This is a genomic window from Longimonas halophila, assembly GCF_002554705.1.
Classification (GTDB): Bacteria; Bacteroidota; Rhodothermia; order Rhodothermales; family Salinibacteraceae; genus Longimonas; species Longimonas halophila.
Map to the genome: position 1 here is coordinate 211,851 of NZ_PDEP01000002.1, position 15,539 is coordinate 227,389.

The window sequence follows — 15,539 nt, forward strand, 5'->3', positions numbered from 1 at the left end:
GCAGAGCATGTGGACACGCCAGCTTACTTGCGTTGCCGGGCTTCTTTCTGAGCTTCTTCGGCTTTCTTGAGGAGACGAGCAAACCAGCCGTCGCTGTCGTCGCCGTTCTTGTTGGCCTCAAACCGGGTGTTGGGCTGCTGCTCCTTCTCCTTATCCAGCTGCCAGTAAATGTATTTCTGCTGCGCCGCCGTAACGACGTTGTAGAACAGGTAGTAGAGGCTCAGCGCCGAGGCGAATCGGTTAAAGATGAAGAAGATGAAGAACGGTAAGACCCACTGAAAGATCTTCGCCTGGGCCCCGGTGCTGCCGGTGCTGCTCATCTGGATGCGCATCGTAAAGATCATGGCGATCCCCATCAGCAGCGTGAAGCCAGCCACGTAGTCGCCGTAGAACGGGATGCTAAACGGAAGCTGTAAAATCGGGTCGGGGGCCGAAAGGTCGGCCGCCCACAGGAAACTCTCTTGCCGCAGCTGCACCGACTGCGGGATGTAAAGGTATAGCGCGATGATGATGGGGTACTGCAAAAACATAGGCAGACAGCCGCCAATCGGGTTCACGCCCGACTCGCGATAGAGCTTCATCATCTCCTCCTGCTGCTTCTCCATGTCGTCCTCGTACTTCTCCTTGATCTTATCCATCTCTGGCTTCAGATCTTTCATCTTCGCCATGGAGCGGTACGACGACTTGGTGAGTGGGTATACCACCATTTTGATGAAGATGGCCAGCAGGATGACAACCAGCCCGTAGTTGGGGAGCACTCCGCCCAGGTAGGTCAGTGCCGGAATGAAGATGAACGTGGCCAGGGGGCGTGTAATCCACTCGAAGATAGCCCAGCCGTAATTCACCATGCTGTAGAGCTCACGCTCGTACGAGACCAGGTTGTAGTAGTCGATTGGCCCCATGTAGAGGGAGAACGACTGCGTATCAACATCAGAGGTGGCCGGGGGCATGAAGAGGCGTGCCGTGGTGCCTTCGCCGCCACGTATGGTTTCGGAGACGCCTTCTTCACGGATGATCTCGGCCCCATCGACAGCCTCTGGACTGTCGGGCATGAGCACTGCGGTAAAGTACTTGCTGCGGTGTCCAATCCAGTTTATCGAGCCCGACAGGCGGTTTTCGGCGTATTCGGCGCTATCGTAAACAAGGCGCTCCAGCGTACCTCCTGAGAAGGCATACACGCCGGAATCAACTCGCTCCCCCTCGGGGTCGTCTTCGGTGAAGGGCACGCCTTGGTCCCACACCAGGTCGTAGCCATCGCGAGCCGCGTAGGAGCGCGGATTTTGCTGCGCAATCTGCAGGTTGAGGTCGTACGGCTCGGGCGTAAAGGTGTAAGTGTAGCTGAGCTCTCCCTGGGCGTCTTCTCCCAGCGTAGCGGTGAACGTGAGCGCGACCTCTTCGGAACCGTCTACGCGGAGGGTGTCGGGGGCGTCGGTCTCGAAGTAGAGCGCTCGCGTATCCACCAGATGGCTGGAGGGCGTCATGAACGACATACCCGGCACGCCACGCCCCGACGTATCCACCACCTGTACCGGCGTTTCGCGGTCAAACTGCTTGTAATCTGTCAGCGTGAAGCGCTCGATAACGCCGCCGCGCGTAGAGAACTCTGCGGTGTACTGATCGGCCACTACGGTGACTGTGCGCGCCGTGCCCGACTCGGCGCGAGCCGTGGCTGGGTCGCTTGGGGATTCGACCGGTTCAGGGTCGGAGGCAGAAGCTTCGCTATCGCCTGTGCTATCGGCTGCAGGCAGCGGCTCTGCTTCTGCCGCTGTCGTGCTGTCGGTAGACTGCTCGGTAGCAGCAGAATCTGCTTCGGGCGTCGGCTCAGACGGTTCGGGGCCGAACCAGACGAGCCACCCAAACATGATAAGCCCAAAGAGCAGCGTAGCAATGAGGATATTGCGCTGGTCTTCGGAAGACGGTTGGTTGCGCAGCGTAGACAAGGCGACCAGGGGTGATGGATACGAAAAACAATGACGACGATACCAGTTCGTTACGAACCGGTGGCACCGCCGTGGCGTGGGGAGCCGTCAGTCGGCGGAAGACGAGGCGGGCAGGGCATGTGCTGTGGCGCGGAGCACCCGGGGCACATCAAGAGGGATGCGCGTACGCGCTTGCTCGGGGCGTCCGCGGAAGAGCAGCATCGCAATGAGCGGCGGGGCATCCGCAGGCAAGGCCTCGCGCAGCGTGTGCTGATGAAGGCGATAGGCTTCGCGCAGGTACCGGCGGGTCTGGGTGCGCTGCACATTGGTGGCGTATGTGCGCCCCGGAGCAAAGCCCACCTGAAGCGGCACGTCGTAGCCAACTTCCTCGCGCGATGCCCACCGGTATACCAAGCGCACCGTGCCACGGGCTACTGTGTGCACATCATCGCGCGAACGATCAAACAGCGACGCAATAAGGCGCCGCCGCTTCAACCGATGCGTGCGTGGAAACGTATAGCGACGGTCGGAAGCAGGCGGCGACATAGGCACTCAGCACAACGAAACAACGTGCGGGCCCGCTACACAGGCTTGCCCGAGGACTTATCGCTCACCGTCAGGTTCTTACGCCCTTTTTTGCGGCGGCGCTTCAGAATCTTACGTCCGTTCTTGGTTTTCATCCGCTTGCGGAAGCCGTGCTTGTTCTTCCGCTTCTTGCGACTGGGTTGGTACGTGCGTTTTGGCATAACAGAAGCCGTGGGTAGATGATCGCATACAACGATAGGCGACAGATTACAACGGCACACCCCATAAGTTGTTTGGCTTATGCCGTGCGAAGAGATCGCCAAAACGCCATGCTCCCCCGATATCTGCTGGGAACGGTACCCTACCATTTTGCATTATACGTGCTGCTTGTGCATACTGCACCGCACACAAGAAAACATGGGTCCTTAGCTCAGTTGGTTTAGAGCGCCTGCCTTACAAGCAGGAGGTCCTTGGTTCGAATCCAAGAGGACCCACAGGGCACTTCTCTCTACACAGCATTTCCCTAAGTCTCTACCGAACAGCCCCTTGGCAGAGCGCGAACATGGCGTAGGTAGAACAACACGCTGCCCCTGCCCGGTGTGCGTTCGTTCTGTGTAGATGGCTGTGGGCACTGATGAATGAGGAATCTAAGCCTCGCACCCTGGATGCAAGCCGGTGGGTCCTGATAGGCTTCTGTGAAGGATACATCGCTCCGCATATCCGCCACGATCCCTTGGTTGCGACTGTTTTGTGCAATCAATGGCCCCTCCACTGGACCTCCACACTGCTACTATGTATATTAGGCGGTCCGTCGCATTATGGTAACGGTTCCTAAAGCAGCAGTGCGCGCCGGAGCACAAGCGGCGATGCTTCGCCCTGCAAGCGGCTGCGCTCTCTCTACGCTCTTGTTGGCATGGCCTCCCGACACAACCCCGACCGGCTCCGTGCAGTGCAGCGCTACACCGTGCTCGATGCAGAAGCTCAACCTGCTCTTGACCGCATTGTGCGGCTGGCACAGCATAGCAGCAGTGCTCCGGTGGCAACGCTTACCCTGGTTGGAGCCAAGCGTGTCTCGCTCCTGGCGCACATCGGACTCACGGAAGCCACAGCATCTGCCTACCGCACGCAGGCGTTTGCTCCTCTGGTGGTCGACCGCAACGACCTGGTGATTATCCCCAACCTGACAGCCGATGACCGCCTTGCCGGCCACCCGCTGGTCACCGAGTCGCCGCATCTGCGCTTCTACGCAGGCGTGCCCCTCACAAGTCCCAAGGGGCATGTGCTGGGCGCACTGAGCCTGCTCGGTACCACGCCTGGCACGCTCTCTGATGCCAATGCCACCATGCTGCGCGACCTGGCTGCGCTGGCCGAGCACGAGATGGCGCATCATGTGCTGCCCCACGCACACGCTACCATCCTCGAAAGCATCAGCGACGCATTTTTTGCGGTGGATACGCAGTGGTGCTTCACCTATCTGAACGACCGTGCCGAGCAGCTACTCAATCGCCCCCGCGAAGACCTGCTCGGACGCAACGTGTGGGACGAATTTCCCGAGGCTGTCGACCTGGAGTTCTATACGGCGTATCACAATGCCATCGAGACGCAGGAGAGTGTTCATTTTGAGGCGTACTTCCCACCGCTCGGCACGTGGTTTCAGGTCAATGCGTATCCGTTCGAGGGCGGCCTGTCGGTCTACTTCGACGACATCACCGAACAGCGTGAGCTTGAAGACACGCTGCGCCGCCAACAAGCCGAGGCGCGCCTGCTCTTCGACGCCAATCCGCTGCCTATGTGGGTCTACGACCCCGACACGCTGCGCTTTCTGGATGTAAACGAGGCTGCCCAGCGCGTCTATGGATACAGCGAGACCGACTTCCAGGCTATGACGATCCTCGACATTCGTCCCAAAGACGAGATCAACCGCCTCTACAACTACCTGGACACCGACCGCCCGGACCTGCGCTCAGCCCCTGGCGTGTGGACGCATCAGCGCGCCGACGGCTCTACGCTGAAGGTAGAAATTACGTCGTCGACAGTTGAATTTGAGGGATGCGACGCGGTTCTCGTTACCGTAAACGACGTAACGGGACAGCATGAGGCTCAGCAAGCCCTTCGCGAGCGCGAGTCGCTCATCACCTCCATCAACGAAAACATTGCCGAAGGGCTCTACCGTGCCTCAACGGAAGACGGACTCGTCTACGTGAACGATGCGTTTGTGCAGCTCTTTGGATACGAGAGTGCCGAGGAGATGCGGAGCCTCTCTGACCTTACAGTGCTCTATGCGGATCCAGAAGAGCGCTTTGCATTCGTTGACCAGGCCCACAACCAGGGCTATCTGCGCAACCAGGAAATCAAATTTCGGCGCGCCGACGGCTCCACGTTCTGGGGGCTTCTTAGCGCCAGCGTGACGCACAACGACGACGGTACAGTGCAATACCGCGACGGGTCGGTGCTAAACATCGATGCTCGCAAGGCTGCTGAGCAGAAGCTTCGCCGCCGCGAGGAATACCTAACCGTTACCCTCAACTCCATTGGCGATGCCGTCATTGCAACCGACCCCGAAGGCCGCGTTACCGAGATGAACAGCGTGGCCGAAACGCTTACCGGCTGGCCTGCCGAGGATGCTCTCGGACGTCCGCTGCCGGTTGTGTTTCCGATTCATAATGCACACACTGGCGCGCCGGTCGAGAGTCCGGTAGACAAGGTGCTTCGCGAGGGTCAGATTGTCGGGCTCGCCAATCATACTGTGCTCACCGCGCGCGATGGCGCCACGTATCAGATTGCCGACAGCGCCGCCCCCATCCGTGCTGACGACGACGGTCCGCTGCTGGGCGTGGTGCTTGTCTTCCGCAATGTGACAGCAGAATACAAACGACAAGCCGAAATAGAGGCTGAACGCCGTCGCCTGAAGCTGGCACTGCGTGGGGGCGATCTGGGGCTGTGGGACTGGAACCTGGACACCGGCTATGTGCACTACAATGACCGCTGGGCAGAGATGCTGGGCTACGATCCCAACGATATTGCTCCAACCGCCGATGCCTTCCGCGACCGCGTGCACCCCGATGATCGCCCGCGCGTCTTCGATGCCATTGATGCCCACCTTGCTGGCGAGACCGACTTTGTAGATCTGGAGATTCGGATGCGTGCCCGCGACGGCTCCTGGCGATGGGTGCTGGACCGGGGCCAGATTGTGGAGCGGCATTCCGATGGCTCGGCCAAACGCATTGTTGGCACCCACCTTGACATCACCGAGCGCAAGGAGCGTGAAAAAGCACTCCATCATGCCAATGTAATGATGGAGCAGGCCCAGGCTGTCGCCGAAATGGGCAGTGGGGTGTGGGACCTTGAACACAGTACGGTCCACCTTTCCCCCGAAGCGCAGCGCCTGCTCGGGCTCGATACCGACACATGCAGCATTGATGCGTTCCTTGACTTGGTGCACCCTGATGACCGCGCGCAGCTCATACAAGGCGCCGAGCAGCTTGAATCGGGCGAGGATGCTCACAGCGAATACCGCCTGCACCCAAAAAATACAGACAACATTCGGTGGATTCGAGGTCGCTCGCGGGTTACCCAGTTCAACGACAACGGCGAGCCCACACGCATCTTGGGCATTTTACTCGATATCACAAAGCAAAAACATACAACTCAGGCTCTGTCGCGCCAGAAGCGCTTGCTGGATACAATTATCGACAGCCTGCCTGGCATTTTCTACCTATTCGACGAGAAGGGCCAGTTTCTGCGGTGGAATGAGAACTTCGAATCGGTCACAGGCTACTCGTCCGACGAACTGGCCGCATTGGATCCAGTCGACTTGTTTGAAGGGCACGACCGCATTCACGTTACAAAGCGTACCGAACATGTGCTGAAACATGGCCATGCCAGCACTTCAGCAACGCTGCTGTCGAAGTCGGGCACTCGTACGCCCTACTTGTTCACCGGCAGCCGTTTGCATATCGATGGCACGCGCTGCGTGGTGGGCATGGGCATCGACATCACCAGCCGAAAGCAAGCCCAGGCTGCTCTTCAGGAGCGTGAACAGCGCGTCGAGGCGTTCTATGATGCGATGAGCGACCTCACCCAGGCCGAAACAGCCACCATGCTGGCCGAACGCGTCTGCACGCTCATCACCGATACGCTTCAGTATCCCATCTGTGCAATTCGGTACGACCGAAACGGCCAGCTTGTACCTGTGGCGATATCGCCCGGCTCCGAAGCCATCATGGGAGGGGCGCGGCCGTCGTACTCCGTTAACGGCCTTGGCGCAGTGGTGCGCGCCTACCGCCACCAGACCACCATCCGCTACAGCGGCACCAACCCCCAGCATTCGATTCAGTCACCCGGCAACGTGCGGTCGGCGGTGTACGTACCGATTGGCACGCATGGCACGATCTCGGTTGCGAGCCCCTCGCCCGATGGGGTCGCCTCGTTCGACACGAAGCTCCTTGAGATCCTGTCTCATAACATGGCGAGCATCCTCGACCGCATTGAGCGCGAAGCAGACTTGCGCGCGGCTCGCGACGAGGCTGAAGAGATGAATCGCCTAAAGTCGGCGTTCCTTGCGAACATGAGCCACGAAATCCGCACGCCACTTACTTCTATCATCGGCTTCTCAGAGATTCTGCGCGACGAGGCCGACGACTCAACCGAGCGGTTCGCTAACCTGATTCATACCAGCAGTCAGCGCCTCATGGAGACCCTCAAGTCGGTGCTCGACCTGTCGAAGCTCGAAGCCGGAGCGATGGATCTCTCTCCCAAACCCGTACAGGTGGATGCGGAGGTGCAGAGCACAGTGGACCTGTTTCAGCCGCGTGCCTCGGCGCAAGATGTCACCCTCACAACGCATGGCGTGGATGCTAAATGCCGTGCCGTGCTCGATAAGAGCGCCCTCGACCGCGTGCTCAGCAACATGATCAGCAACGCGATCAAGTTTACCCCCAGCGGCGGATCGGTTGATGTGTACTTGCACCCAACGCCCGACGCTATCGAAATCGCGGTGGCCGACACGGGCGTTGGGATCGACGAGGCGTTCCTGCCGGATCTGTTTGAGGCGTTCACGCAAGAGTCCACGGGCAACACGCGCGCCTTCGAGGGCAGCGGGCTCGGCCTGGCCATCACCAAACGCCTGGTGGACCTGATGGGTGGTACCATCTCCGTCGAGAGCACGAAAGGCGAGGGCACCACGTTTACCGTGCGCCTGCCGCGCGAATCATCGGCACGGCCTGAAGGCGCCAGCATCGCGTAGTTCCCTACCGCACCGGGGACAGCCCCGATGCATCAACACGGGCTTTGCATGTTTCTATGTTCTCGCATTCCCAGTTGAGCGAGGTCCAGGCGGTGCCTTCGATCCCTTCCAGTTCGAAGCCGCCGTCGATGCTTGAAAGTGCAAACAGGAAGCGATTGGCCTCTTCGGCCTCAGTCATGCCAAAGTAGTTGACCTTGACGCCGTTGTGGCCTGCCCAGCTTAGCGTCTCCCACGCACAGCCTGCGTTACAGGTCAACGCAAAGCCGTCGTCGGTCGGTTCGACAACGATATCAAACTCAGCAAGCGATGACTGCGCAGCGGCCTGGGGCGTGATTGCACACGCGGCAACCATGAGAAGCGCGCCGATAGCGATGGAGCGGGCTGTGGATAGAATCATGATAAAGTGGGCTTCAATTGCAGAAATTAAGATTATGATGAGTGGCGGGACCCAATTTTATCCTGGCATGACTGTCATCACGGGAACGGAGCAAGCGCAGAAGACAGTCCTGATTTGAAGGCACGCCGGAAGCTGCGTACGGGCGATTGAGCCTCTTCAGTGCACATCGGTTCAATGGGACGCCTACCGGCGTGGGGCCCTTTTGTCTTGATACAAAAGGGACTTCAACTTCTTCAAGGCCAATCCCGTGATACGAGCGGCCCTATCATTCCGTGGGAAATCAACGGTCGATTGGAAAACGAGGGGTTCCAGAGGCAACTTATCAGAGGAGTCGCACAGGACGAAATCAGGCAGGACAGACAAGAAAAGCGCGTTTCTACCACGTCCACCTGATATGCACGTAGTATATGCGTTCATCAAATTGAAGTCAAGGGCACTTTCTGGCGTCCCAATCCGGTCTGGAACGCGATGCACTTAAAAACGCCATGTACTTCAAAGAACGAAAGATCACTCTTCGGTCAGCACCACAAAGTCGCCTTTGCCGGTGTGAGTGTTGGCGTTGAAGGTGTCGGGATCGGATACGGCGTCGAAGTAGACCGTGAGTTGGCGGGTGCCGGGGCGGTAGTGCACAAGGGATTCGGGCGTGCCGGTGCGCTCGGCGATGTGGAAGCGTCCGGTGAGGTGAACAACCAGCGCGTTCGGCTGGCGCAGCAGGTGCTCGGCGATGGTGTAGGCCATCGTGGCATCCCACAGCATCTGCGCATCGAGCAGGCGGGTCAGGCCGCTACCGTGTCCGGGTGGCATGGTGGCGTCTGTGGTGTCGGAGCCTGGTGTATCCGCGTCGGTCGTGTCGGCGGGGGCGTGGTTGCTGCCGTGCATTCCTCCACTCATCTGAGCCATGAAGCGGCTTCGGTACGCCTGGCTGGGTTCGGGGTAGGGGCGCGGGGCCAGCCAGCGGTCGGCGTGGGGCGGCAGATCGTCGAGGACGGCGCGTCCGCGGTCGGCCACACGGTTTACATAGCGGCGCGGCGCGTTGGCGGCCAGCACGGGGGCATTATGGGCCCGGGCGGTGTCGACCAACGAATGGTAGTCGCGCTCGTAGGTACTCCACGGGCGGCTGGCCCGCAGAAAGTGATCTTGGGAGATGTATCCGCTCAGGTATTCGTTGAGCACGGGCTGTACATCGCGCTCAAACATTTCGAGCGAGAGCGCCGCAGGCCGATCGGTCGCTAACGCGCGCTGCCAGAGCGTGTCTTGCAGGGCATGGATAGGGGCGTGGCCGTGCACCTCGCCCAGGAGCACAACATCAACGGTGTCGAGGCTGGATACAATGTCGCTGAGGGCAGCACGCTCTCCGTCTGCGGTGTAGACCTGGTAGGTCGTGTCGGCGACTGTGGAGGCTGCGAACGCTGATCTCGATGTCGCCGCCGCTTCGTATCCCCCTAACCCTGTTGCGGACAGCAGCAGAAGCGCTGCGAAAACGAGGGGCTGAACAGCACGACGAAGCATGACGACTGGGCGTGGGTTTCAAGGCATCTGAAGTGCAGGGGTGGTGCCCATCATGAAGGAGATCTTTCGGCTCCTGCCGACGGGCATCGGCATTCGCTCAAGATGACAGGGTTGGGTAGTTACGCGTCGTCGGTGTCGAGATCGCTCAGGTCTACGTTTTCGTCGATGAGGTGCGCCAGCAGTTCGGGGTGTTCGTCGGCCAGGCGATCGACCAGGGGCAGGAGGCGCTGCACGGCGTCGTTATCGTGGGCGTTGTTATAGTGGAGGCGCAGCTGGTTTTCTGCTTCGTCGAGCGGATCGACAGGCAGCTCGGCACGCCTCATTTCGATGCCGTACGCCTTAGCCATGCGGATGAGCTCGAACTCATCTTCGTGGGTGGCCAGGATGATGGTGGTGCCGGTTTTGCCCGCGCGAGCGGTACGTCCGGAGCGGTGGATGAGGTACTCGCGGTCTTGCGGCACGTCGTAGATGAACACGTGGCTGAGCGCCGACACGTCGATGCCGCGGGCGGCTACGTCGGTTGCCACGAGCATGCGAAGCTCGCCGCTGCGGAGCCGGTCGATGGCTTCCTCGCGCTTGCGCTGCGACAGATCGCCCGACATTTCGTCGATGTTGTACCCGGCGTTGCCCAAGAACTTGCGCAGGTACGTGACCTCGCGCTTCGTGTTGGCAAAGATGAGGGCAGACTCGGGCTCCTCCATTTCGATGAGCTGGCGCAGCGTGCGGTCTTTCTCCATCGGCTGCGTGAGGTAGTAGCGGTATGCAATCTCGTCGACGCTGACGTGGCCGGAGCTGAGCGAGAGGAAGTCGGGATCGCTCAGGAACTCGCGTGCTACCGAGCGCACCTTTGGCGGCATGGTGGCGCTGAACATGCACGACTGGCGATCGCGGCTGAGGTAGTCGCGAATCTCCTTCATGTCCGGGTAGAAGCCCATTGAGAGCATCTCGTCGGCTTCGTCCAGGATGAAGAGGCGCACCGTCTTCGCCTTGAAGTTCTTGCGCTTCAGGTGGTCAAGGATGCGCCCTGGCGTGCCAATGATAACCTGGGCGCCGCCCTTCAGCGCATCGATCTGCGGACCGTAGCCCACGCCGCCGTAGATGAGTGCGGCTTCGAGGTCGTTTGTCTCGGGCGTGGCAATTTTCATGCGCTCGAACTCCTCATGCACCTGACGAGCCAGCTCGCGGGTGGGCGTGAGAATGAGCGCCTGGGCCTCTTTCTTCGAAGAGTCGAGGCGGTCGAAGAGGGGAAGCAAAAATGCGCCGGTCTTGCCCGATCCGGTGCGCGACTGCACAATGAGATCGCGCCCGGCAATAAGATACGGAAGCGCCTTGCGCTGCACCTCCATGAGGTCGTCCCACCCGGCCGCGCGCATGGCCTGCTCCACCTGGTCGGGCAGTTCCGGGGCGGTAATCTCGTCGAGAGGATCTTCGGGCTCTTGCAACTCCCCGACCTCCTCCTGTCGCTTCTTGCGCTGCCCCTTCGAAGTCAGGTCGATGACGTTAGTGAACGAGGCGCTGGACGAATCCGCCATTATACAGCCAGGAATGATATCAGCAAAACGAAAAAGACAGCCGGGTGTGCTGTCGGGTGCAGTACGTAGGCATACGCGCAAACGATCCACACCGGGCCGCCGGATTGAGCCGCGTTTGAGGGATGTTCAAACCCCGTCACATGCCTTCAACCAACGGAGCCCCGGCGTGGTTACATAGCCAGACCGCCGTCGACCTTGAGCACATGGCCGGTGATGTACGACGCTGCGGGCGAGGCCAAGAACAGCACGGCCTGCGCAATGTCTTCAGGCTCCGCCGGACGGCCCAGCGGCACCGCGTCGAGCATGGCCTGGCGGGCGTCGTCGTTCATGGCGTCGGTCATGTCGGTGGCTACGTAGCCGGGAGCCACCACATTCGCGCGCACGCCGCGTCCGCTCAGCTCCTTAGCAAAGCTCTTCGTAAAGCCGATGATGCCGGCTTTCGAGGCCGCGTAGTTCGTCTGCCCGGCATTGCCCATCACGCCCACGACCGACGAGATGTTAATCACCGCTCCACTGCGCTGGCGCATAAACGGACGATAGGCGGCCTTGCAGAAGTTGAACACGCCCTTCAGATTGGTGTCGAGCACCGCGTCCCAATCATCGGCATCCAGGCGCAGCATGAGCCCATCGCGTGTGATGCCCGCGTTGTTCACGAGCACATCGAGACGCCCCCACGCATCGGTTACCGCCGACACGGCATCTTCAGCCGCCTCGGGCTTGGCCACATCGCCCTGAATGGCGATGGCTTCGACGTCGCGCGCGCCCAGTTCAGCCACAATTTCGTCGGCGGTTTCGGCAGAGGAGCGATACGTGAAGGCCACGCGGGCTCCTGCATCGGCAAACGCTTCGACGATAGCGCGACCAATGCCCCGCGTGCCGCCGGTTACAAGAACAGTGGTGTCGGTCAGGTCAAAATCCATATGGTGGGTTTCGTGCTACGTGATTATAAAATAGGAGGATACGGAGGGGAATCGCTACGCCGAAGCAGCGAGCTCATCTATGAAGGCGGCGCAGTCGTCGGCGGTATCTACGCCTTGTCGTTCGGCATCGCGGCCCAGCGTGCGTTTTACCAAGCCTTGCAGCACCGAGCCCGCTCCGATCTCCACGAAGCGGGTCGCGCCATCGGCATCCATGGCGCGCAAGAGCTGCGCCCAGCGCACCGGCGACTGCAACTGGTCGAGCAGCCGCTGCCGGATTTCGTCGGGGTCGGCGGTGGGCTTCGCGGTTACGTTCAGGTAGACCGGGCACTGCGGTTTGCTAATCGTGACGGCCTCCAGCGCACTGGCAAGGCCCTCGCGGGCGTAGTCCATCAGTGGCGAGTGAAAGGCCCCACTCACCGACAGCGGGATGGTGCGGGCATCGAGCCGTTCACTGGCTCGTTCGACCGCCTCCACATCCCCCGAGATAACAATCTGGCCAGGGGCGTTGAAGTTGGCGGGCTGCACCACGCCGTTGCCCGCTTCGGTGGCTGCGGTGCAGGCGGCCTCCACGTCCTCGTCGTCGGCCCCGAGCACGGCGGCCATGGTACCCGGACGCTGCTTTCCGGCCTCGGCCATGAGTTCGCCCCGGCGGCGCACCAGGCGCAGTCCGTCTTCGAACGAAAGCGCTCCCGCAGCGGCCAGTGCGCTGTACTCGCCCAGGCTGTGTCCGGCTACCATCGAGGGCGCCACGTCGTGCGCATCGAGCACCGCCATTGCGGCCAGGCTGTGGGTGTAGAGCGCGGGCTGCGTCACCTCAGTGGCGGTGAGGGCCGCCTTGGGATCGTCGACATCGGCGGTGCCAAACATGAGGGCGCGCAGGTCGAAGCCCAGCACCTCGTTAGCAGCGTCAATGCGAGCGGCGGCTTCGTCGTAGGCGTCGTAGAGCGACTGCCCCATGCCCACGTACTGAGCACCTTGTCCAGGAAAGAGATAGGCGGTTGCGGCCATAGCCAATGCGTTGGTAAGTGGTCGAAATGTGCGATTAGTCGGCGTATTCAGAGCCGTCGTAGGCCCAGGTGAGGTACGACGCGCCCCAGGTGAGTCCGCCGCCGAAGGTGGTCAGCACCAGGTTATGACCGGGGCGCAGTTCGTGTTGCCAGTCGTAGAGGCAAAGCGGCACGGTCGCGGCGGTGGTGTTGCCGTACCGATCAATGTTCATCATCACCTTGTCGGAGGAGAGCCCCATGCGGTTGGCCGTCGCATCGATGATGCGCCGGTTGGCCTGATGCGGTACGAGGTAGTCCACATCGTTGCCGGAGAGGTCGTTACGCTCCATAATGTCGGTGCAGACATCAGACATGCCGGTAACGGCGTGGCGAAAGACGGGGCGTCCGTCTTGCTTGAGGTAGTGGTCGCCTGCATCGACCGTTTCGTGGGAGGCAGGGCGCAGGCTGCCTCCGGCGGGAAGCTTGAGCAGATCGGAATGGGTGCCATCGGCGTGGTGGACGGCGTCTTGCAGGCCGTAGGTATCGCTGGGCTCCAGCAGTACCGCCCCAGCGGCATCACCAAACAGGATGCACGTGCTGCGGTCCGAATAGTCAGTAATGGAGCTCATGGTGTCGGCTCCAATGACGAGCACGCGCTCAGCGCGTCCGCTCTCAATGAAGCTGGCGCCATTCGTCAATGCGAATAGAAACCCGCTGCATGCCGCCGACAGGTCGAATCCCCAGGCCGAACGGGCCCCAATCTGATCTTGTACCAGACACGCCGTAGCCGGAAAGAGCATGTCGGGCGTTACCGTGGCCACGATGATGATGTCGATCGTGGCCGGGTCAATGTCGTGCGTGTCGATGAGCTCTTGGGCCGCCTGCGTGGCCATGTAGGCGGTAGCTTTGCCATCGTCGTCGAGGATGCGGCGCTCTTTGATGCCGGTGCGCGACTGAATCCACTCGTCCGACGTTTCGACCATCTGCTCCAGGTCGGTGTTGGTGAGGCGGCGCTCTGGAAGAAAGTGGCCCACTGCAGTGATGGCTGCCTGCGGTTGCGTCGAGGAAAGTGTAGACATACGGAGCGGAGCCGAAAACGAGAGTTCAACGGAATCGGGTAGGCTACGGTGCGCGGGGCACTTCGTTCGCACACCGAGGGCACAGAAGCCGAGCATAGGAGTGCGCGCCCTCTACCTGGGCTCGTGTCGAGCACGGGCTACAGGGATCTGCATTCTTCCCGTACTATTCGGCTGCAAAGGCATCTTCGAGTACGGGAACGAGGTTGCGCGTGGCAAGGTCGGCCACGGAGTGGATGCCTTGCTCAACGGCTCGTGCCGAAGAGCGCCCGTGCCCAATGAACACCGACCCATTTACGCCAATGAGCGGGGCGCCCCCACGGTTCTCGTGGTCGAACCCCTTCTGCACGTTACCAAGCACCCCGGCGACCAACTGCTGTTCTTCATTGGAGAGTCCCTGGCGCTGCATTTCTTGCTTGGTCATCGTGGAGAGCACAGTGGTCATCGACTCGCCAAACTTGAGTAGCACGTTCCCCATGAATCCATCGCAGATGAGCACATCGGCGGCATGATGCAAAAGGTCGCCCCCTTCCACATTGCCAATGAAGTTGAGTGCGTCGTCGCCATCGAGCAGCGGGTAGGCCACCTTCACCTGCTCATTGCCCTTGCCAGGCTCTTCGCCAATGTTGATGAGTCCCACCGAAGGCTCGTCGATCTGCATGACGTGGCGTGCGTAGATCGTACCCATGCGCGCAAACTGATGCAGATGCGCCGGCTTGCAGTCGACATTGGTTCCAACGTCAATGACAATCGAGAAGTCGCCCTGCAGAGTCGGAAAGAAGCTGACGATAGAGGGCCGCTCCAATCCTGAAATGCGTCCCAAGATAAACATGGAAGCGGCCATGACAGCGCCCGTGTTGCCCGCACTGATAAACGCATCGGCCTGGCCGGTACGATGTGCCTGCAGCCCTAAGTGCACCGACGACTGCCGTTTGGTTTTGACGGCAGAGGCCGGAGCGTCCTCCATAGCAATCACGTCAGGCGCGTGATGTACCGCCAGCGGCACGTTGGCAGGAACGTCGTGCGCCTGCAATGCCGCTTGCACCCGGTCTTCGGGTCCGTACAGCGTGAGTTGGAGATCGGACTCGGGGCGCTGCAGCGCGCGCAGGGCGCCTTCGACCACAGCATCGGGGGCGTGGTCCCCTCCCATAGCATCAACAGCAACGTGGGTAGGCATGTACAACCGGCGGGTTTGTCAGGAGGCTCGCGACAAAGTGTAAGGAAATGCACGGACAAGGCCTAACGCAGACGCTCGGCCCCGCTTGGGCTCTGGCGTTTCCCTTTTTACATAAGCGGTTTTGTGTGAACAGCCTTAAGTAAACAGCCTGCACATTAAAATGCACGTCTTGCCCTTCACCATTCACGGTAAAGCACAAAACGTGCATCAGAAAGGGGATGATGTGCAGCAGACGGGCAACAGCACATTTTGG

The 15,539-nt window shown here is 60.5% G+C and carries 11 protein-coding genes and 1 tRNA gene; 2 read left to right on the forward strand and 10 right to left on the reverse strand.

The window, feature by feature from the left end:
- Window positions 1-23: 23 nt before the first annotated feature.
- The 3 genes from yidC to rpmH all read right to left on the reverse strand — a co-directional run bounded on the left by yidC (window position 24) and on the right by rpmH (window position 2,665).
- On the reverse strand, window positions 24-1,940 hold the full coding sequence (gene yidC, locus CRI93_RS03380) for a membrane protein insertase YidC (protein WP_245850289.1): 1,917 nt from the start codon (window positions 1,938-1,940) through the stop codon (window positions 24-26).
- An 87-nt stretch (window positions 1,941-2,027) separates the two neighbouring features.
- The gene (locus CRI93_RS03385) at window positions 2,028-2,465 is read right to left on the reverse strand and encodes a ribonuclease P protein component (protein WP_098061205.1); all 438 of its coding nucleotides are present in this window, start codon (window positions 2,463-2,465) and stop codon (window positions 2,028-2,030) included.
- Between the two features lie 35 nt (window positions 2,466-2,500).
- Complete coding sequence (gene rpmH, locus CRI93_RS03390) at window positions 2,501-2,665, reverse strand: 50S ribosomal protein L34 (RefSeq protein ID WP_098061206.1); 165 nt, start codon at window positions 2,663-2,665, stop codon at window positions 2,501-2,503.
- A gap of 198 nt (window positions 2,666-2,863) precedes the next feature.
- Here rpmH and CRI93_RS03395 point away from each other — a divergent pair.
- Window positions 2,864-2,938 (forward strand) — tRNA-Val (locus CRI93_RS03395).
- 419 nt (window positions 2,939-3,357) lie between these two features.
- Window positions 3,358-7,689, forward strand: a complete 4,332-nt coding sequence (locus tag CRI93_RS03400) for a PAS domain S-box protein (protein WP_098061207.1) — start codon at window positions 3,358-3,360, stop codon at window positions 7,687-7,689.
- Between the two features lie 4 nt (window positions 7,690-7,693).
- Here the strand turns inward: CRI93_RS03400 and CRI93_RS03405 are convergent, their stop codons facing one another.
- The 7 genes from CRI93_RS03405 to plsX all read right to left on the reverse strand — a co-directional run bounded on the left by CRI93_RS03405 (window position 7,694) and on the right by plsX (window position 15,286).
- Complete coding sequence (locus CRI93_RS03405; protein ID WP_141491545.1) at window positions 7,694-8,086, reverse strand: hypothetical protein; 393 nt, start codon at window positions 8,084-8,086, stop codon at window positions 7,694-7,696.
- Between the two features lie 507 nt (window positions 8,087-8,593).
- Window positions 8,594-9,595 (reverse strand): ChaN family lipoprotein, encoded by a 1,002-nt coding sequence (locus tag CRI93_RS03410; RefSeq protein WP_098061209.1) that lies wholly within the window; start codon window positions 9,593-9,595, stop codon window positions 8,594-8,596.
- Window positions 9,596-9,714: 119 nt separating this feature from the next.
- Window positions 9,715-11,127: a DEAD/DEAH box helicase gene (locus CRI93_RS03415; protein WP_245850290.1), complete on the reverse strand. Its 1,413-nt coding sequence runs from the start codon at window positions 11,125-11,127 to the stop codon at window positions 9,715-9,717.
- A 170-nt stretch (window positions 11,128-11,297) separates the two neighbouring features.
- Window positions 11,298-12,047: a 3-oxoacyl-[acyl-carrier-protein] reductase gene (fabG, locus tag CRI93_RS03420; RefSeq protein WP_098061210.1), complete on the reverse strand. Its 750-nt coding sequence runs from the start codon at window positions 12,045-12,047 to the stop codon at window positions 11,298-11,300.
- 54 nt (window positions 12,048-12,101) lie between these two features.
- Window positions 12,102-13,055 (reverse strand): ACP S-malonyltransferase, encoded by a 954-nt coding sequence (fabD, locus tag CRI93_RS03425; RefSeq protein WP_098061211.1) that lies wholly within the window; start codon window positions 13,053-13,055, stop codon window positions 12,102-12,104.
- Between the two features lie 34 nt (window positions 13,056-13,089).
- Window positions 13,090-14,112, reverse strand: a complete 1,023-nt coding sequence (locus tag CRI93_RS03430) for a beta-ketoacyl-ACP synthase III (RefSeq protein ID WP_098061212.1) — start codon at window positions 14,110-14,112, stop codon at window positions 13,090-13,092.
- Window positions 14,113-14,275: 163 nt separating this feature from the next.
- A complete protein-coding gene (plsX, locus tag CRI93_RS03435; protein WP_098061213.1) occupies window positions 14,276-15,286 on the reverse strand; it encodes a phosphate acyltransferase PlsX in 1,011 nt (336 codons plus the stop codon).
- Between the last annotated feature and the right edge of the window lie 253 nt (window positions 15,287-15,539).